18 protein-coding genes and 1 riboswitch are annotated in these 19,200 nt (G+C 70.3%); of the genes, 3 read left to right on the plus strand and 15 right to left on the minus strand.

Going from position 1 to position 19,200, the window contains the following annotated elements:
- Window positions 1–15 precede the first annotated feature (15 nt).
- From EP757_RS03325 to EP757_RS03355, 7 genes are all read right to left on the minus strand, one after another.
- Window positions 16–2,898 carry a Calx-beta domain-containing protein gene (locus tag EP757_RS03325; protein WP_127542735.1) on the minus strand — a complete coding sequence of 961 codons (2,883 nt, stop codon included), beginning with the start codon at window positions 2,896–2,898 and terminating at the stop codon, window positions 16–18.
- 14 nt (window positions 2,899–2,912) lie between these two features.
- A riboswitch (cyclic di-GMP riboswitch) is annotated at window positions 2,913–2,992 on the minus strand.
- A 148-nt stretch (window positions 2,993–3,140) separates the two neighbouring features.
- Window positions 3,141–3,773, minus strand: coding sequence for a response regulator transcription factor (locus tag EP757_RS03330; protein WP_127542736.1), 633 nt, complete (start codon window positions 3,771–3,773; stop codon window positions 3,141–3,143).
- A complete protein-coding gene (locus tag EP757_RS03335) occupies window positions 3,770–4,915 on the minus strand; it encodes a sensor histidine kinase (RefSeq protein ID WP_232050350.1) in 1,146 nt (381 codons plus the stop codon). The genes EP757_RS03330 and EP757_RS03335 overlap by 4 nt, the downstream gene beginning before the upstream one ends.
- The gene (locus EP757_RS03340) at window positions 4,894–5,679 is read right to left on the minus strand and encodes an ABC transporter permease (RefSeq protein WP_127542737.1); all 786 of its coding nucleotides are present in this window, start codon (window positions 5,677–5,679) and stop codon (window positions 4,894–4,896) included. The genes EP757_RS03335 and EP757_RS03340 overlap by 22 nt, the downstream gene beginning before the upstream one ends.
- Window positions 5,676–6,515: an ABC transporter ATP-binding protein gene (locus EP757_RS03345; protein ID WP_127542738.1), complete on the minus strand. Its 840-nt coding sequence runs from the start codon at window positions 6,513–6,515 to the stop codon at window positions 5,676–5,678. The genes EP757_RS03340 and EP757_RS03345 overlap by 4 nt, the downstream gene beginning before the upstream one ends.
- Window positions 6,516–6,599: 84 nt before the next feature.
- Complete coding sequence (locus EP757_RS03350; RefSeq protein ID WP_232050351.1) at window positions 6,600–7,361, minus strand: ABC transporter permease; 762 nt, start codon at window positions 7,359–7,361, stop codon at window positions 6,600–6,602.
- Window positions 7,358–8,248, minus strand: a complete 891-nt coding sequence (locus EP757_RS03355; protein ID WP_232050352.1) for an ABC transporter ATP-binding protein — start codon at window positions 8,246–8,248, stop codon at window positions 7,358–7,360. Before EP757_RS03355 ends, EP757_RS03350 begins: the two co-directional genes overlap by 4 nt.
- A 138-nt stretch (window positions 8,249–8,386) precedes the next feature.
- On the opposite strand from EP757_RS03355, the gene rnhA reads away from it, so the two are divergent.
- Window positions 8,387–8,851: a ribonuclease HI gene (rnhA, locus tag EP757_RS03360; RefSeq protein WP_127542740.1), complete on the plus strand. Its 465-nt coding sequence runs from the start codon at window positions 8,387–8,389 to the stop codon at window positions 8,849–8,851.
- Here rnhA and EP757_RS03365 read toward each other — a convergent pair.
- Window positions 8,835–9,383: a hypothetical protein gene (locus EP757_RS03365; protein WP_127542741.1), complete on the minus strand. Its 549-nt coding sequence runs from the start codon at window positions 9,381–9,383 to the stop codon at window positions 8,835–8,837. The genes rnhA and EP757_RS03365 overlap by 17 nt on opposite strands.
- 257 nt (window positions 9,384–9,640) lie before the next feature.
- Between EP757_RS03365 and EP757_RS03370 the strand changes: the two genes are divergently transcribed.
- Window positions 9,641–10,924, plus strand: a complete 1,284-nt coding sequence (locus tag EP757_RS03370; RefSeq protein ID WP_127542742.1) for an ABC transporter substrate-binding protein — start codon at window positions 9,641–9,643, stop codon at window positions 10,922–10,924.
- A 23-nt stretch (window positions 10,925–10,947) separates the two neighbouring features.
- The gene (locus tag EP757_RS03375; protein WP_127542743.1) at window positions 10,948–11,940 is read left to right on the plus strand and encodes a DNA polymerase domain-containing protein; all 993 of its coding nucleotides are present in this window, start codon (window positions 10,948–10,950) and stop codon (window positions 11,938–11,940) included.
- A gap of 9 nt (window positions 11,941–11,949) precedes the next feature.
- Here EP757_RS03375 and EP757_RS03380 read toward each other — a convergent pair whose 3' ends face one another.
- From EP757_RS03380 to EP757_RS03410, 7 genes are all read right to left on the minus strand, one after another.
- Window positions 11,950–12,606, minus strand: a complete 657-nt coding sequence (locus EP757_RS03380; protein ID WP_127542744.1) for a carbohydrate-binding protein — start codon at window positions 12,604–12,606, stop codon at window positions 11,950–11,952.
- Between the two features lie 17 nt (window positions 12,607–12,623).
- On the minus strand, window positions 12,624–13,508 hold the full coding sequence (locus EP757_RS03385; RefSeq protein WP_127542745.1) for a TIGR03619 family F420-dependent LLM class oxidoreductase: 885 nt from the start codon (window positions 13,506–13,508) through the stop codon (window positions 12,624–12,626).
- A 9-nt stretch (window positions 13,509–13,517) separates the two neighbouring features.
- A complete protein-coding gene (locus EP757_RS03390; protein ID WP_127542746.1) occupies window positions 13,518–14,261 on the minus strand; it encodes a hypothetical protein in 744 nt (247 codons plus the stop codon).
- Between the two features lie 300 nt (window positions 14,262–14,561).
- Window positions 14,562–14,786, minus strand: a complete 225-nt coding sequence (locus EP757_RS03395) for a hypothetical protein (RefSeq protein ID WP_127542747.1) — start codon at window positions 14,784–14,786, stop codon at window positions 14,562–14,564.
- A gap of 20 nt (window positions 14,787–14,806) precedes the next feature.
- Window positions 14,807–15,751 carry an SGNH/GDSL hydrolase family protein gene (locus tag EP757_RS03400; RefSeq protein ID WP_127542748.1) on the minus strand — a complete coding sequence of 315 codons (945 nt, stop codon included), beginning with the start codon at window positions 15,749–15,751 and terminating at the stop codon, window positions 14,807–14,809.
- 44 nt (window positions 15,752–15,795) lie between these two features.
- Window positions 15,796–18,483, minus strand: coding sequence for a bifunctional diguanylate cyclase/phosphodiesterase (locus tag EP757_RS03405; protein WP_127542749.1), 2,688 nt, complete (start codon window positions 18,481–18,483; stop codon window positions 15,796–15,798).
- 64 nt (window positions 18,484–18,547) lie between these two features.
- Window positions 18,548–19,198 (minus strand): response regulator transcription factor, encoded by a 651-nt coding sequence (locus EP757_RS03410; protein WP_127542750.1) that lies wholly within the window; start codon window positions 19,196–19,198, stop codon window positions 18,548–18,550.
- Window positions 19,199–19,200: the final 2 nt, after the last annotated feature.

Below are 19,200 nucleotides of genomic sequence, written 5' to 3' on the forward strand. Positions count from 1 at the left end.
CATACGAACCGCGGACTACTTGACGGTGACCTTCTTGGAAGCACTCCAGCCGCCCAGGATGCCGACACCGGTGTCACCGGCGACGAACGCCCGGAACGTCAGAGACTTTCCGCTGGTCAGCTTCTTGCTGATGCTGTAGACGCCGTTGCCGGCGGTCTTGCCCTTGTAGACGGTCTTCCACTCGCCGCTCACCCAGCTCTGCACCAGGATGTCCTGGCCGGCGGCCTTCGGGTTACCGGTGACGGTGACCGTGAAGTTGCCCTTGCTCGGCGAGGTGGCGGTGAGAGCCGGAACCTGCGTCACGCGGACCGCGAGCTGCTTCGAGACAAGCTCCCCGACCGAGGTCTGGAAGATGAAGCCCTGGCTGATCTTGTGCGTGAACGTGTAGGCCCCGGACGAGTTCGCCACTACCGACTTGATCTTCGCCGGCTTGGCGTCCGAGCCGAACGGCGCACCCCACAGGTCCACCGTCGCGCCGGCCTTGGCCTTACCGGAGATCGTCGCGTTCCCGGCGCCCTTGATGGCCGCGGCCGGCGTCGTGATCGTCGGCGCGCCCGGCTCTTCCGGCTTCCCACCGTCGCTGGCCGCGATGGTGACCGAGCCCTCCAGAACCGTGCCGAAGTTGCCGAGGCTGGTCCCGCTGACGCGGATGGTCTCGTTCGGCTCGTTCGCCTCGTCGTCGGTGAGCAGGACGTCGGCGATCGGGATCTGGCTGCCCGGCTCCGTGCCCGGGTCGACCGTGATGGTCTGGTTGCCCGGGTTGGTGAAGTCGGCGGCGTCGGCGGCCTTGGCACCCTTGACCGAGGCGCCGGCGAACGTGACCGTCACGGTCATCGGCTGGTCGGAGACGCCGGTGACGGTGGCGGTGGCCGGAACGCTCTCACCCTCCTGGCCGGTGACATCGTTGATCTTGAGCTCGGGCGCCTTGTCGTCGTTGTCGATGGAGACCGTCGCGGTCTCCTCCGCGCTCGAGTAGAGGTAGTCGTCGCTGTCGCTGTCCGGCGTGAGCGAGAGGTTGAGCGTCTCATCCATCTCGTTGATCTGGTCGCCGTTCAGCAGCATGACGCCGAAGCCGGACGTGGTCTCCGGCCGGACGACGATCGTGGCGCCACCCATCGTGTAGTCGCCACCGCCGACACCGGTGTCCGTGCTCTGCGCCGTGCCCGTGCCCGCGTCCTCGAACTCGAAGGTCAGCGCGTGGCTGCTCGCGTTGCTGAGCTTGACCGGCACCAGGACCGCCGTGGTGGCGTTGCCCTCCGGCAGCTTGATGTCGTCGAAGGTCACCTTCGGCTTGTCGTCGTCATCCTTGATCAGGATTTCGGCCGCCGAGCCCGGGAGGACGTTGACCGGCCCGGAGAAGTCGACCTTGAAGAACTCGCCGTCGACCGGCCCGTCCCCGGTCGTGTTCTGCTCGTCGATCGTGTCGCCCACGATGTCGACCGTGAAGGTCTGGGAGGTCGATCCGGCCGGGAAGGTCAGCGTCCCGGTCTTCGCGACGAAGTCCTTGACCGGCGAGGCGTCCTCCGGGTCGGTGCCACTCGCCTCGACCGTGTAGTTGACCTTCACCGGGCTACCGGACGGCTTGTCCAGCTTCGCCGTGATGGTCCGGGCCGTCCGGCCGGCGTTGCCCTCGTCGACCGACGCCGTCTCGATGGTGACGGTCGGCTTCTCCCCGCTGTCGTCGTCGAGGATCGTGAAGTCGAGCTTCGACTCGGTGCCGAGCTCCGCGTTCGTCGGGCTGGCGAGCGAGATGCCGAAGTCCTCGTCCGCCTCGAACAGCGAGTCGTCGGTGATCGAGATGCTGGCGTCCTCCTCGACGTCGCGAGGGAGGAAGGTGACGGTCCGCTGGGTCGACGCCGGGTAGGCGAAGTCGGTACCCGGCGTGGCCGGCTCGTGGCCTTCGACCTTCGCGGCCGGAGCGCCCGCGTCCCAGCGCACCGTGACGTTCTTGTCCGACGCGTGGCTGAGCTTCAGCGGGACGGCGACCGACCCGTCCGCCTCGCTGCCGTCGGTCTCCGCGCTGTCGTCGATGTCGACCTTGGGCAGCGGGTCGATGTCGACGATGCTCACCTGGGCCGAGGTGTTCGCCGGCGCGGCGACCTTCGCCGCCTCGGCGGACGCGTTCACCGTGAAGTTCTCCGTCTCGGCGGAGTCCCGGGTGTTGTCCTTGCCGATCGGGATGTCCAGGGTGCCACTGGTCTTGCCCGGGGCGATGGTGATCGTGTCGTGGTCCGGGTCGATGTCGGTGTAGTCGCGGCCCGCCCCGGTGGCGGCGGTGCCCGGCGTCGTGGACAGCGTCACCACGGTCTCGAAGGCGGACGGGGCGTCCAGCTTCGCGGTGATGACCGCCTTCGCGCCGTTCGCCTCGGTCACCGGACTGTTGGAGGTGATCGTGTAGCCCGGCGCGTCGTCGTTGTCGTTGATCGTGCCGATCTTCTCGATCGCGGAGCCGCCCGCCGGGGTGGCGGTGAGGACCACCGTCTCCGGGGTGCTTCCCTCGAACAGCGCGTCGTCGATGGTCCGGACCGTGATGGTCCGCGAGAAGGCGCCGGTGCCGGTGACCGAGACCGAACTCGGGACCGAGTTCACGTAGTCCGAGCCCGCCGTGGCGGCGGGCGCCTCACCTGGAGCGAGGCTCAGGGACACACTCACGGCGAGGTTGTCCGGGCTGGCCGCCCGGGTGATGGTGAACTGCAGATCGCCACCCTCGGTGGCGGTCGCGGTGCTGACCTGGATGACAGCCGGATCCGCGTAGGCCGGGGATGTGAACATGACCGTCGGGGCCAGTCCAACCGCTGCTGCGACGGCGACGGAGAGGACCTTTCGCATGGACCTCGGGCCACGCAGCGCGAACGGAATCGAGCCGCTCTTGGCCGCATGGGCTTGTGGATAGCGCATGTGTTTCTTTCTCCTTCGGCGGCTGGGCTACCTCCGTTCGGGGAGGCCCCTGGCTTTGCGCCCCCGCCTCACGACGGGTTTGCCTGTTCGGGTACCGCGCCTGAGGGCCGCACAATGAGGAGGCCGCTCAGACACCGGGGAACCGGTAATGAGCAGCGCAAACACCGGATCGTGATCCGGCATGAGGTCGCGCCTTCCGTAATCTAACCGGCGTAACGTCCCCTTACCGGCAGAACGGTTTTTTAAGTCGAATCGCCCTCAAGTAACCCATGACGCATTGCTGTGGTCACCGCCGCCGTGCGGTCCGCCACGTCCAGCTTGTTGAAGATGCGCAGCAGATGCGTCTTCACCGTCGCCTCGGAGATGAACAGCCGTTTGCCGATCTCCGCGTTGGTGAGGCCGGCCGCCACCTGACGCAGGACCTCGGTCTCCCGGGCCGACAGGGCGGGCGGCGCCGGCGTACGCACCTGCCGCACCAGTGTCGACGCCACGCTCGGCGCCAGAACCGTCTCCCCGCGGGCCGCCGCCCGGACCGCGTCCGCGAGTTCAGCGGGCGACGCGTCCTTGAGCAGATATCCGGAGGCGCCCGCCTCGATGGCCCGCAGGATGTCCCGGTCCGACTCGTAGGTGGTCAGCACCATCACCCGGACGCCGGGCGCCTCGGCCAGGATCCTGCCGGTCGCCTCCACCCCGTCGCCGCCGGGCATCCGCAGGTCCATCAGCACGATGTCCGGTTGAAGCGCCACGGCCCGGGCCACCCCCTCCGTGCCGGACGACGCCTCGCCGATCACCGTGAGGCCGGGTTCGGCGTCGAGCATGCCGCGCAGGCCCATCCGCACCACGGGGTGATCGTCGACGAGCAGTATCCGGATCACGCGGGAATCTCCACTTCGATGGTGGTGCCGCCGGAGGAGTGCACGGTGAGCGCCCCTCCGACCTGAATGACGCGGTCTTTCATGCCGGAAAGTCCGAAACCTCCCGCTAAGGAGGAATCAAAGCCACAACCGTCGTCTCGCACCACGAGCCGGACCGCGGAAGCGGAGAAAGCCAGCAGCACCGCCACCTCATGAGCGCCCGCATGACGCCGCACGTTGGTGAGCGCCTCCTGCGCCGCCCTCAGCAGGACGACCTCGACAGCGGTGGGCAGATCCCGCACGTCGCCGGTGATCCGGACGGTCGACGGCACGCCGGCTTCCTCGCTGAAGCGGGCGGCCTGACGGCGTACCGCCTCCTGCAGTGAAGCGGAAGCCAAGGCGGCGGGTGAGAGAGCCGCGATGAGCGCCCGCGACTCGGCCAGATTCTCCCGGGCGGTACGCACGGCGAGCGCCAGACGCTCGTCCCGCAGACCCGGGTCGGCCGCTTGAATCAGCGTGATGATGCTGGTGAAGCCCTGGGCGAGGGTGTCGTGGATTTCGCCGGCCAGCCGGTTCCGCTCGGCCGCGACGCCGGCTTCGTGGGAGAGCCGGGCGAGTTCGGCGCGGTTCTGCGAGAGTTCGGCGATCAGCTGGGCCCGTTCCTGGCTCTGCTCGACGGTCCGGGTGATCCAGACGCCGATGCAGACCCCAGAGCCCGTGGAGATCGCCGCGATCACCAGGTCGATGCCGATGCCACCGGGGTCGGCCCGCAGCTCCGCGAGGACCGGCACGATGTTGGCGGCGACCACCAGGGCGATCGCCGGGCGCAGCGGGACCAGCATGAAGAAGATCGGAATGACCGCGAACATCAGCCAGGTCGACACCGGCACGCAGACGATCGCCACCGCGAAGAGCAGCAACTGTGCCAGGCAGACCAGCAGGGCCGGGGTGTTCGCCGCCTCCCGCCGGATCAGCGCGTGCCCGGCGGCGACGTGCAGGACCGCCATCGCGGCTATCGCGGCGATCGCACCGGCCCGGAGAGCGGCCGAGTATCCGTCGACCATGACGATCGCGGCCGACACCGCGACCGCGACCACCGCGAAGTAGACGTCCCAGAGCCAGAGCGCCGGAGGCGAGGAGCTCACCGCTCGCTGTTGTTCCACCGGAAGGTCCTCAGGCACAGCAGCAATCCGATCACACACCACGCGCCGAGGACCAATGCCACCGTGCCGAGCTGCCACGAGCCGTCGAGCTCCTGGTTCTGCGCCGCCTCGGGGAGGAAGACGTACCGGAAGCCCTGGGCCATCCAGCGCACCGGGAAGATCGACGCGACGGTGATCAGCCAGTCCGGCAGCTGGCTCATCGGCTGGATGAAGACACCGGAGATGAACTGCAGCGCCACCACCGGCACATTGAGGATGCCGCCGGCGTTGCGGGCGTTGCGGACCAGCGCGCTCACCGCGACGCCGAGCAGCGAACACGCGATCACCGAGAGCAGGAAGATCCAGGAGAAGGTGAGCCAGTGCTGGGCGTCCGGCAGCGGCATGTCGAAGACCAGCACGCCCATCAGGATCAGCAGCGCCGACTCGGCGAGGCTCAGGGCGAGAACCAGAAGAGCCTTGCCGATCAGGTACGCGGAGACCGGCATCGGAGTCCCGCGGAGACGCTTGAGCGTGCCGTCCTCCCGGTCCAGGGCCAGCCCCGAGCCCATCGTCACGAACGCGGTGTTCAGCACCCCGTACGCGATCATGCTGGCGGTGAAGACCTGGCTCGCGCTGACTCCGGAGTCGGTGTAATCGTCCCCGAAGATCGTTCCGAAGAGCAGCAGGAGCATCGCCGGGAAGAGGAACGTGAAGACGAGCGCGGTCTTGTCACGCGTGAACTGGAGCAGTTCCACGTGCCCGCGGCTGAGACTGACGGCGATCATCGCGCTTCCCCGATCAGGCGGAGGTAGGTGTCTTCCAGGGTCGGACGGGTGACCGTGAGCGTCGTCAGGTCCGCCCCGGTGGCGACCAGATGGCGGATCAGATCGGTGGGGTCCTCGTGCTGTTCCTCGTGCGCCGTCCCGTCCTCCGAGCGCCAGCGGACCTGCGCGGCAGCGGCGGACCGCCCGCCGAGCGTGGCCGGGGTGCCCTCGGCGACGATCCGGCCGCCGGCCAGCACCACGAGCCGGTCGGCCAGCGCCTCGGCCTCGTCCAGGTAGTGCGTGGTGAGCACGATGGTGGTGCCGTCACCGGCCAGCCGGCGGATCAGGTCCCAGAACCGGCGCCGCGCCTCCGGGTCGAACCCGGTGGTCGGCTCGTCGAGGAAGAGCAGCTCGGGACGGCCGACGATGCCCAGCGCCACGTCGACCCGGCGACGCTGGCCGCCGGAGAGCGTACGAATCTTGCTCTTGCTCTTGGCGGTGAGCCCGACCAGCTCGATCACCTCGTCGGCCGAGCGCGGGTCGGGATAGAAGCCGCCGATGTGCCGGACCATCTCGCGGACGGTCAGATCGGCGGCGTCGTCGGCGTCCTGCAGCACGATGCCGATGCGGGTCCGCCAGGCCGAGCCCGCCGTGCCCGGGTCCTCGCCGAGCACCCGCACGTCGCCGCCGGTCCGCCGCCGGTGGCCCTCCAGGATCTCCACTGTGGTGGTCTTGCCGGCGCCGTTCGGCCCGAGCATCGCGAAGATCTCGCCACGCGCCACGACCAGATCGATGCCGGCGACCGCGTCACGGTCCTTGTAGGTCTTCCGGAGTCCGGTTACCTCGATCGCTTCCATGCATCTGATCGTGCCGTCTCCGCAAAGGAGGACGGGACGACCGTGCGGCCGTCATCGGCTGTCAACCGATCGATGGACAGAGGCCTATTCCCACCGGAAGTTGCGGGCCGCGGCGGTCAGCCACACGACGGCCCAGGCGCCCAGGCTCAGCCAGATGGTGAACGGGACTGACGTGCCGTACAGAAGGGTGTCCCGCAGGGCCTCCGCATGCGCGGCCAGGGGGAGCAGGAACCAGCCCGCGGTGCCCAGGTCGGGGGCGGCGAACATGATGCCGCCGACGGAGAGCATCAGAACGTAGATCAGCGTCGCGGCGCCGGTGGTCGTCTCCGGCTTGAGCACGCTGGCCAGCAACAGGGCGAGGCCGCTGTAGCCGGCGGCGGCGAGCACCGTCACCGCCACGGCGGGCAGCACCTGGTCGCCGTGCGGGCGCCAGCCGACCGCGAAGCCGACCGCGCCGAGGATCAGCACCTGCAGGACGATCTGGACCAGCACCGCCGCGGTCTTCGCCAGCAGCAGGCCGGGCCGGGTCAGCGGGGAGGCGCCGAGACGCTTGAGGACGCCGTAGCTGCGCTCGTAACCCGTGGTGATCGCCTGCCCGGTGAACGCCGTCGACATCACGGTCAGCGCGAGCACGCCGGGCACGACGAACCCGAGCCGGTCGTCGGTCGGCAGGTTCGTCACCTCGAAGAGGCCGGCTCCGAGCAGCACGAGCAGCGGCACGCCCATGGCCAGCACCACCGCCTCGCCGCGCCGGGCGGTCAGCAGCAGCTCCATCCGGATCTGCTTGCCGATGATCGTCCGCATGGCGGCCCGGCCGGGCGCTGGGGCGAAGGTTCCGGCGCTCACTTCGGGGCTCCCACCAGATCAGAGGTCAACGAGAGGTAGACGTCTTCGAGCGTGCGCCGGCGGCTGCTCACCGCGGTCACGTGCGCTCCGGCGTCGGCGAACCAGCCCAGCACGTCGGCGAGGGCCTTCGTGTCGAGCGACCCGGTGATCGCGTACTCGCCGGGGGAGGTCTCGGTGACGTCCCGGTGGAGGGTCGTGAGATCCAGGCCGGCGTCGGCGCGCACCTCCAGCAGGTCGATCCCCGCGGCGGCGGTCAGCGAGGCCGGCGTCCCGGTGACGGCGACCTTCCCGTTGCGCATGATGACCACGTCGTCGGCGAGGCGCTCGGCCTCGTCGAGCAGGTGCGTGGTGAGCAGCACGGAGACGCCGTCGGCGCGCAACTCCTCGATCAGCTGCCAGGTGGTGTGCCGCGCCTCGGTGTCCATCCCGGCCGTCGGCTCGTCGAGGAAGACCAGCTCGGGACGGCCGACCAGGGCCACCGCGAGGCTGAGCCGCTGCTGCTCACCACCGGAGAGGCGGCGGAACCGGGTACGCGCGACCTTCCGCAGGCCGAGCCGGTCCATCAGCATCCCGGTGTCGAGCGGGTTCGCCGCGAACGACGCGAACAGCTCGAGGATCTCGCCGGCCGCGGCCCACGGGTAGACGCCACCGGACTGCAGCATGATCCCCAGCCGGGGCATGAGCTCGTCGTGGTCGCCGACCGGGTCGAGCCCGAGGATCGTCGCCGAGCCGCCGTCCGGCCGCCGGAACCCCTCGCACACCTGGAGCAGGCTGGTCTTGCCCGCGCCGTTGTGGCCGAGCAGCGCCAGCACCCGTCCCCGGGGAAGGCTCAGGGACACCCCATCGACGGCGGTCTTCTCGCCGTAGCGCACCACGGCGTCTCTCACCTCGACCGCACCCACCATTGAGCTCCGCCCGTTCTCGGATTTGAATCGCCGCCCGTAGCCACTTTACGGCGGCGACCTGGAAGGGCCCGTCACGGCAGTCCCACGGGATGCAATGCCTCACCCTTATCCTCACTGACCATGAGCACGGTCGTGGAGATCTACACGGACGGCGCCTGCGCGCCGAACCCCGGGCCGGGCGGCTGGGGCGCCGTGCTGCGTTACGGCAACGCCGAGAAGGACCTGTGCGGTGGCGAGGCGAATCCGACGACGAACAACCGGATGGAGCTGATGGCCCCGATCCGGGCGCTGGAGACACTCAACCGCGCGCCGCTCACCGTCGACATCTACACCGACAGCGTCTACGTGCGGGACGGCATCACGAAGTGGCTGCCCCGCTGGCGGGCGAACGGCTGGCAGACCGCGTCCCGTCAGCCGGTGAAGAACGTGGACCTCTGGCAGCGTCTGGACGCGGCGGTCCGGCGGCACGAGGTGAGCTGGCACTGGGTGAAGGGGCACGCCGGTCACCCGGAGAACGAGCGCGCCGACCGGCTGGCGGCCCGGGGCCTCAAGGAGGCGGTGGAGGCCGCTACTCGTCCGGCTTGACCACCTTCGCCCGTGCCACCCGGTCCGGCGCCAGCCGATAAGTCGCGGCCCTGACCAGCTCTTCCGGAACGGTGTGCTTGCCCGCCCTCTGTTCCGGAACATGCGGCTGAGGCGCCCACTGCGGATCGGGCAACGACGAATAGGTCACCCCACCGGGCGCCGCGGGCTCCGGAATGCCAGGCCCGGCATGCGGCGCAGGAGCAGGAAAACCCCCCTGCGGTACGGGATCGGCACCGTGCGAGGGCGATCCCGTCTCCGCGACGGCATCGGCGGGTTCCGGAGTCGAGGGCCGCGGGCTCACCGGCCGGGGGATGGCCACCCGCGCGGAGACCCGCTCACGCCGGCGTCCCGCCTGCCGCGCGGCCATGCTGAACACGCTGCGGGTGCCGGTCGCGTACCCGCTCCGGTACGCCTCGGCCCGGTCCGCGCCGTGTTGCCGCCGCTGGTGGATCCGGCCGGCGGCATATCCGCAGCAGGCCACGAAGAGCGAGAGCAGGACGGCGAGGATCACGAGGTCGCCCGGTGCGGTCATGCCTCGATTGTGGCTATGTTGATAGACCGCGAGCTATGGCCCGTTTGACGTACCACGAACGAATTAGCAGTAAAGCTCAACCAATGGTCATGCCGAATTTCCGCCTGATTGTGATCTCTACTGCAGGGTAACCAAGGTGGGAGCGGCATCTGCCGAGGTCAAGATCCATATGGCCGCTCTGCGGGTGAGTGTCATGAGTTGACACTTTTGTACGCCGGGCGGCACGGTACTCCCGAACTTCGATGATGGGGGCCGTGATGCGAACCGGTTTGGTCGGACGTCACACGCGACGTGTCCTGGCCGCAGCCGCCGGGGTGATCCTGCTGCTGGCGGCCTCCGCGTGCAGTGGCGGCGACGAGGACGCCGAGGCCTCGAAGGTGGAGGTCTTCACCTGGTGGGCCGAGGGTGGCGAGAAGGCCGGGCTGGACGCCCTGGTCGGCCAATTCGCCGAGGAGTGCCAGGGCCAGCAGTTCATCGACGGCGCGGTGGCCGGGGGCGCCGGCATCAACGCCAAGCAGGTGCTGACCGCCCGGCTCACCCAGAACGACCCGCCGGACACGTTCCAGGTGCACGCCGGCGCGGAGCTCTCCGAGTACATCGACGCCGGCCGGGTCGAGGACCTGACCGGCGAATTCCAGGCGTGGGGCCTGCGCCAGGCGCTCCCCCAGGGACTGATCGACGACCTCACCGTCAACGGCAAGATCTACTCGGTGCCGGTGAACGTGCACCGGGCCAACGTGGTCTGGGCGAATCCGCAGGTCCTCTCGGACGCCGGCATCCACACCACGCCGAAGACGATCACCGCGTTCCTGGCCGACCTGGAGAAGCTGAGGAAGGCCGGCATCGAGTCGCCGCTCGCGCTCGGCCGCGACTGGACCCAGCTCATGCTCCTCGAAGCCGTGCTCATCACCAAGCTCGGCCCGGAGAGGTTCTCCGGGCTGTTCACCGGCGAGACCAGCTGGAGCAGCACCGCGGTCTCGGCCGGGCTGCGCGACTTCGCCAAGCTGCTGAAGTACAGCAACGCCGACCGCGACGCGATGGACTGGCCGGACGCCGAACGCCTGCTCATCGACGGCAAGGCGGGCTACCAGGTGATGGGCGACTGGGAGGCCGCCGACCTCACGGCGAAGGGCTTCCGGGCGTACGACTGGTTCACGTTCCCCGGCAACGGCGACGTCTTCCAGTGGCTGGCCGACTCGTTCGTGCTCGCGACCGGCGCGCCCAACCCGGACGGCACCACGTGCTGGCTGGCCACCGTCGGGTCGGCCCCCGGGCAGCAGGCGTTCAACGCGGCCAAGGGGTCGATCCCGGCGCGGACCGACACGCCGACCGACGGCTTCTCGGCCTATCAGCTGGCGGCCGTCGAGGACTGGAAGTCGGCCACCCCGGTCCCGTCCTGCGCGCACGGCTCGGCCTGCTCCCAGGCCTGGCAGAACGCCGTGAACAGCGCGCTGAGCGCGTACTCCACCAACCACCACAGCACCACTGCCCTGCAGAAGTCGCTGGCCGCGGCCGCCACCCAGTTCGTCAAGCAGGAATAGACGCTTTCCGGCACGATGGGGCGATGGCTGCTGCGAAGGACGCTGCGCAAGAGCGCGACGGCGTCAAGCTGACCAACCTGGACCAGGAGCTGTTCCCCGGCGCCGGCGCGACGAAGCGGGACCTCGTCGACTACCTGGACGTCATGGCGGACCGGCTCGTCCCGGTGCTGCGCGACCGCCCGCTCTCGGTGATCCGGATCCTGTCCAAGGGCAAGGGCGAGCCGGAGCGGTTCATGCAGAAGAACCTGCCGAAGTACACACCGGACTGGGTGCCACGGACGAGCATCTGGGCGGACGCCTCGCACCGGGAGGTCGTCTACGGGCTCGGCAACGACCGGCGGACGCTGATCTGGTTCGGCAACCAGCGGGCCGTCGAGTACCACCCCGGCCTCATGCTCGCCGGCTCCCACCACCCCACCCACCTGATCATGGACCTGGACCCGCCCGAGGGTGAGGACGGGACGAGCGGCTTCCGGCTCGCCGTCGCCGCCGCGCGGCTGGTCCGGCAGGTGCTCATCGACGCCGGGATCCCGGGGGCCGTGAAGACCTCCGGCTCCAAGGGCGTGCACGTGTTCGTCCCGCTGGACGCGGACGCCGCCCCGGAGGACGTCGCCGCAGCCCAGCGTGCCGTGGCAGCCCGCGCCGAACGGCTCGACCCGGCGCTCGCCACCACCGCGTTCATCCGCGAGGACCGGCACGGCAAGGTGTTCCTCGACGCCACCCGCGCCGGCGGCGCCACGGTGGCGGCGGCGTACAGCCCGCGGATCCGGCCCGGCGTCCCGGTCTCGTTCCCGCTGGACTGGGCCGACCTGGATGCGGTGACTCCGGCCGACTTCACCGTGCACACCGTGCCCGGCCTGCTCGGCGGCCGTGACCCGTGGGCCGCGGCGCTGCCCGGACCGCGGCCACTGCCGAAGGACCTGATCGACGAGGGCCACACCATCCCGGTCGCTCGCGTCCAGGCCATGCACGAGGGCAAACGCCGCGCCAAGGCCCGCCGCGAGTCTCAGGCCTGACGACCGGCGTCAGTGGGCGAACTGCAGCCAGTTCACGTTCACGAACTCGGTGTCGTCCGGCGCTGCGAACGTCAGGAACACCGTGTGCGTCCCGGTGATCGGCTGCAGGGCCGCCACGCTGGTGGTGAACGTCTGCCAGTCGCCGGTGTCGGTCACCGCCACCTCGCCGACCGGCGCGTTCTCCCTGCTGTCCAGGCGGATCTCGACGCGCCCGCCGGCGATCCCCACGGCCGAGGAGATCCGCAGCTTCGCCTTCGTCGCCGGCACCTCGCCGAACTCCAGGTTGTCGAACCGCAGATGATCGGCGCGGGTGATCCAGGCCGTGTTGAGCCCGCCGCCCTCGTCACCGGTCTCCTGCGTCTGGATGCCGGACATTTCGGTGGCGTTCTCCGCCTGGATCACCGGATAGTCGACCGGCTCCGGGGCCGCCGAGGCTGGGGCTGTCGAGGCTGGGGCTGCCGAGGTGGGCGCGGCCGGGGACTCGGCGGCGGGCGAACTGGTGACCGGGGCCGCCACGGGCACCACCGCCGGGTCGGCCGGCGTGTCCTGCCAGCGGCCGATCGCGTACCCCACCAGCAGCAACGCGACCCCGCCGAGCGCGGTCAGCACCCGGCGGCGGTTCGTCCCGGAGCGGGTCCGGTAGACGTTCGGAGATCGATGGTCCACCGGCAGAATGTATCGGCTCAGCCGGGCGCCAGTTCCGTGAGGATCTCGTCGGCCAGCTCGGCGGCGATCCGCGGGTCGGCGTCCGGGCTGCCGATCCGCGGATCCCAGTTCGGGTCGTAGAACAGCTCGGTGGCGCCGGCCTCCGCGTATCGCCGCGCCCCGTCCCGGATCTGCGACCAGGTGCCGGACAGCGTTCCGGAGTTGATCGCGCCACGCACCACCACCCGTACCGCCGAAGGGTCCTTGCCGGCCTCCTCGGCCGCCGCCCGGACGATGCGCGCTCCCCGCGCGATGTCCTCCAGGTCGGCTCGGCTGCTGCTCACCCACCCGCCGGCGATCCGCCCGGCCCGCCGCAGCGCGACCTCGGCCGTGCCGCCGAGCAGGATCGGCGGCCCGCCCGGCTGAGCGGGCAGGGGTGCCATCACTCCGGGCGGAACCTCGTACAACGCCCCCTTGAATCCGGAGGTGTCGCCCGCCCACATCGTCCGCAGTGCGCTCAGGTACTCCTCGATCCGCCGACCCCGCGGCCGGGGATCAGAACCGGTCGCCACGAATTCCGGCTCCGACCACCCACTGCCCAGCCCGAGATCGAGGCGCCCGCCGGACAGCAGATCGAGAGTGCCGGCCTGCTTGGCGAGGTAGGCGGGCGAGATGTACGGCAGGTTGATCACCGAGACACCGATCCGGATCCGGCTCGTGGCAGCCGCCGCCCAGGTCAGCGCGACCGTCGGATCGAGCACGCTGCGGTAGACCGGCGCGAGATCCTGATCGCGGCCGGCGAGCAGCCGCTGGAACGCCCACAGACCGTGGTACCCGAGCTCCTCGGCCCGCCGCGCGACAGCGGCGAGCGTCTCCGCCCGGGCCCACGCTCCCGAGACCGGCAATCCGAAACTGATCAGCACACCCTCAAACTAGCCCGGGTTCTGATCAGCCGAGTTCTGGCCCTTCAGCAACTCGTCCACTTTCGCCCGGATCTCGTAGCCCAGCATGGCCGCGACGGCGGCGCGGTTCAGCGCGAACGAGCCGGTGATCGTCGGATTGCCCGGCGCGTCCGAGCCCGGATTGACGATGCCACCCGCCGGGATCCTGCCGGACGCGTCCTTGCCCGGGTCGTAGGTGAGCACGGCCTGCGCGATCGCCTCCTTGCCGGCCTTGCTGCGCGCCCACTCGGTCATCCAGGCGGTGAATTCGCTCTTCGTCACGTCGGCCTCCAGCAGCCCCCACGGGCTGGTGTCGTTCTCCTGCGCGGTCGTGTACCGGCTGGAGAAGTGGGCGTGCTCGGTGTGTGCGCTGGCCCCGGTGTACTCCCGTGCCGTCCATCCCCAGGACCGCGACCAGATCCGGCGGTTGTAGATGACGTTCTGCAGCCGGTCGTCCCGCCCTTCCCGGTGCCGGATCACGATGATCTCGACGGCCCGGAGCATGGTCCAGCCGGATTTCCGCAGGTCCGAGTCGACGTCGATGGCGTGCACCTCGTTGCGGCCGTCGGCGTCCTCATACGGCGTGGCGCCCGTTTCATCCGGGTTGTGATCTGACTTCTGCCCGGCGTGCGAGCTGTCCCCGATCGACCCGTCGCTGCTCTTGTCCCGCGCCGGGGCCAGCGCGTTGAACTCGCTACGCAGACTCTTCAGGCACGGAACCAGGGTCCAGGCCATCCGCCCCCTCCTCCCACGGATCGGGCACGTCAGCGCCGGCCCAGTCCTCACCGGCCCCAGGATCATGCGGACCGGCGGCTCGCTCCTCCTCGTACTCCTCAGCCATCGCCCGATGGTCCACCCGATCGGCGTTGATCAATAGCCGGAATCAGACAGACTTAAAGATGTCGCATCGGGGTGGGTGATACGGACCGTCGCTCACGCCGAGGGCCCGGCGTTCCTCGCCGGCCGCTGCGCGTCCGGACCGCGAGCCACACGCCGCGCGACCTGAGTGAGTGCTCGGGCCCCTCTTCTCTCAGTTCACGAGGCCGGGTAGAAGCGGGTGGGGGTGATCAGGACGGCGGTGCGGCGCTGCTCGGCCATCGTGCGGTCGTAGGCGGGCACCGGCGTCCCGTCGGCGGGGTGCGCGAGCAGGCCCGTGTTGACCAGCGTGGACTGCACCGTCAGGTCGGCCCGGACCGTCGAGACGATGGCCAGCCCGGTCTCGGCCCGGCTCAGTTCCCACGCGTCTTCGAGAGCGCCCATGCGTCCGACACTAGTGGCCGTCACGCCCAGGTGCTGGACCACACCATCGTGCGGCGGGTGCGGATCTCGGCACGTCCGGCGGAGCGTACGAGATAAGGCTCGGAGATCGGACGGCGGATCTGCCAGATCTCCTCGGAGGCGCCGGCCGGCGTCACGACGGTGCGCAGATGCCACCAGCCGCAGACGCGCACGGTGAGGTAACGGCAGAGGTACTTGCGCCGGGTGGCGGACGGGTCAGCGGTCTCCGGCCAGTCCGGGCGCAGGGTGGCGCGCATCGCCCGGTACCAGGCGTAGGCCATCTTGCTGTACCCGTAGCCGTTCGGATGGTGGTTGTCGTAGAGGTCGAGCCCGGCGACCGCGGCCTGGTCGACGAAGTGCACGTTCGCGTCCTTGCCCGCGACGACGCCGGGGATGAGCCGGTTGTACGCCCGGTTCGCCGCGTTCTCGGCCGGGACCGCGGTGCCGACGATCGTGGAGACGAAGATGGCCGCGTCCGGAGCGCCGTCCCGGACCCGGTCGATGAGCCGGGACAGCTTCGCGGCGGTGACGGCCGGCTTCTCGAGCCGGGTCACGTCGTTCGTGCCGGCGTGCAGCAGCACGATGTCCGGTCGCGCGGCCGACACCCAGGCGCCGGCCGGGACCGTCAGCTGGTCGATCGTCCAGCCGCCGTGTCCCTCGTGGTCGGCGTCGCCGCGGCTGGTGCCGGTGGTCTGCGAGCCCACGAAGTCGAAGGCCAGCCCGGCCCGGACCAGGCGGCTCTGCAGCTCGATCCGGTAGCCGTCGCGCCCCGGCGACCCGGTCCCGACCGTGATGCTGTCCCCGAACGGCATGATCCGCACGATCGACGGACCGATCCGGCCGGCCGCCGCCTCGGCCTCGGCCGGCTCCTGGCGGCCCGGCATGAACACCCCGGCCAGCACCGCGACCCCGGCCGCCACGTGCGGCACATACTTCAACCCGCCCACACTTCAGAGGAACGCTCGTTTCGCGTTTTGGCTACGGCTGATCTTCAGGCGGGTGCTCCCTCCAGGAAGAGCCTGCCCGCCTCGGAGGCCGGGACCGGCCGGGAGAAGTAGTAGCCCTGGGCGAACCCGCAGCCCATCTCGCGCAGCGCCGCCAGCTGGCCGAAGTCCTCGATCCCCTCGGCCACGGTCGCCATGCCGAGGCTCTTGCCGAGCCGGACGATCGTGTCGGTGAGCGCGGTGTCGTCGGCGAGCACGCCGAGGCGTTCCACGAACGAGCGGTCGATCTTGAGCGTGTCGACCGGGAAGCGGCGCAGGTAGGCGAGGGACGAGTACCCGGTGCCGAAGTCGTCGATCGCCAGGGTGAGGCCGAGCGCCTTGAGCCGGACCAGCTGTTCGAGGTTGGACTCGGTGTCGGTCATCAGGACGCTCTCGGTCATCTCCAGACAGAGCAGGTCGGCGGGCATGCCGGTCTCGGCGAGGATCTCCGCGACGGTCTCGGGGAGACCGGCCTGGTCGAACTGGCGGACCGACACGTTCACCGACATCTTCAGCGGCCTGCCGCCGGCCGCGTTGCTCCACTCGACGGCCTGGCGGCACGCCTCGTGCAGCACCCAGCGGCCGAGCGGCACGATCAGGCCGGTGGCCTCGGCGATCGGGATGAAGTCCAGCGGGTTGATCATGCCGCGGGTGGGGTGCGGCCAGCGGACCAGCGCCTCGAAGCCGACCACCTCGTGGGTCGCCAGGTCGACGGTGGGCTGGTAGTGCAGCCGCAGTTCGCCGCGCTCCAGGGCGCCGCGCAGGTCGTTCTCCAGTTCGAGCCGCTCGATGAGCCCGTCCCGCATCCGGGGCCGGTACCCGGCGAAGACGCCGCCGCCGGCCGCCTTGGCGTGGTGCATCGCGAGGTCGGCGTCCCGCATGATCTGCTCCGCCTGCTCGCCGACCGACATGCCGGCGATGTCAGAGAGGTGGGCGCCGGCCAGGCCGATACTCGCCCGGGCGTGGATCAACCGCTCCCCCACGCTGACCGGCTCCTCCAGATCGTCCAGGATCCGCCGCGCCACCGCCTCCGCGCCGTCCCCGCAGATCAGCACGCCGAACTCGTCCGCGCCGAACCGGGCCACCACGTCACCGTCCCGCACGCACGAGCGGATCCGGTCGGCGACCTGCACGAGCAACTGGTCGCCGGCGAGGTGCCCGAGGCTGTCGTTGACCCGTTTGAACCCGTCGAGGTCGAGGTGCAGCACGGTCACCTCGGTCGAGTTCTCCAGCGCGGCGGCCGTCCGGTCCCGGAGCAGGGCACGGTTCGCCAGCTGGGTCAACGAGTCGTGGTACGCCTCGTGCACCAGCTGTTCCTGCAGCTCCATCCGCTCACTGATGTCCCGGGTGTTCAGCACCAGGCCGCCCACGTGCGGGTCGTCCAGCAGATTCGTGATCGTCATCTCGGCCTCGCGGGTACGCCCGTCCCGATGCTGCACCGTCAGTTCGAGCACGGTCGTGGCGTGCGGGCGCCCGGTCACCTGCCGCAGCGCCTGGGCCAGCCGGTGCGCCGACGCCGGGTCGAGCAGCTGGGTGAGACGGCGGCCGGTGAGGAACCGCGGCGTGTACCCGAAGATCCGCTGAACAGACTCGCTCTGGTAGATCACGTCGGCGTCCGGGCTGACCACCGTCACCACGTCGGAGCTCTGCTGGACGAGGGCGTGGAACTGCTGCTCGCGGGCGTACAGCTCGGCGGTCCGGTCGGCGACCCGCTTCTCCAGGTGCCGGGTGAGGCTGCTGTTCTCCAGCTGGGTGAGCAGCTGACGGCCGACGATCAGCAGGATCAGGAACGAGCGGGCGTACGCCACGAACGGGTGGCTGTGCCCGGTGGAGACGTGGAACAGCACGCTTCCGGCGAGGGCGGCGAGCACCGCGATGTACGGCATCATCACCGCGCCGCCGAGGATGCCGCGCGGCAGGTTGATCGGCTGGACGGCGGGCACCCGGGGACGCAGCGCGCCCGCCACGATCAGGCCGTACCCGGCCAGCCAGCCCAGATCGAGCAGCCGGCCGACGCCGTCGTCGTGCACCAGGCGCAGGTAGGCGTACCCGATGTCGGAGATCGCGAAGGCCAGCATGCCGGCGGCGAACAGCGCCAGGTCGGCGCCGCAGCCGTGGCGCCGGCGCAGCTGGGGAAGCATGTACGCGGCCATCGTCGCGATCACGATGTCGCCGACCGGGAACGCGAGCGTCAGGTAGAACGGCAGGCCCACCCCGGCGTCGGTGATCAGCTCGGCGGTGGAGACCCAGGCGACCAGGATGACCGACGTAGCGATCATGAGGCCGTCGAGGACGCTGCGGATCCGGTTCACCAGTGGCTGCGAGCTGCTCGGCATGATCAGCAGACCGGCCGGGACCAGGACGGCCATGCCGATCAGCGTGAGCCCCGGCTTGACCGGGCCGGGCTCGACGGCCGGGCCGATGCTCATCAGGAACTGGAACTGGCCTGCACCCCAGCAGAGCAGGCCGGCCGCGAGCGTGGCCCAGCCCCAGCGGGTCCGCCCGGTGAACCGCAGGGACCGCCACAGGCAGGCGGCAGCCGCGGCAGCGGCGGCGATCGGCACCGCGGTGAGCGAGACGACCCGGTCGGATGCCGGGTCGCCCGCGGAGAGCAGCACCACGACCACGGCGATCAGGGACGCGATGAGGGCGCAGGCGCGCGCCCAGCGGCGTGCTGCGGTGGAGCTCGGTGCCATCGCGGCCTCCATATCCCGTGGTCAAACGGGACATCGGGCATCCAGACCCCGGTCTTAGCGAAACTCAGATCAGACCGTCCTCGTACGCGACGATGACCAGCTGCACGCGATCCCGCACGCCGAGTTTCGCGATCGCCCGGGTCACGTGCGTCTTCGCGGTCAGCGGGCTGATCACCAACTGGGCGGCGATCTCGTCGTTCGACAGCCCGGTGGCGACGAGCCGGACCACCTCACGCTCCCGGTCGGTCAGCACGGCCAGCCGGTCACCGCCGGGCTTCGCCGCGGCCGGCACCGGGCGGTGGGCGAACTGCCCGACGACCCGGCGGGTGACGCTGGGCGAGAGCAGCGCGTCCCCGGCGGCAACGACCCGGACCGCGGTGCGCAGGCCGTCCGGGTCGATCTCCTTGGTGAGGAATCCGCTGGCGCCGGCGGCGAGCGCGGAGAAGACGTACTCGTCGGTCTCGAACGTCGTCAGGATGATGATCTTGCAGGCCAGCTCTCGCAGGATGAGGGAGGTGGCGGTGATGCCGTCCATCCCGGGCATCCGGATGTCCATCAGGATCACGTCGGGGGTCAGCTTGCGGGCGGCCCGCACCGCCTCGTCACCGGTGGACGCCTCGCCGACGACCTCGATGTCCCGCCCGCGGCGCAGCAGGCTGCGGAATCCGGCGCGGACCAGATGCTGGTCGTCGGCGAGCAGGACGGTGATCGGCACTT

This window comes from Actinoplanes sp. OR16, from assembly GCF_004001265.1.
Taxonomy (GTDB): Bacteria; Actinomycetota; Actinomycetes; order Mycobacteriales; family Micromonosporaceae; genus Actinoplanes.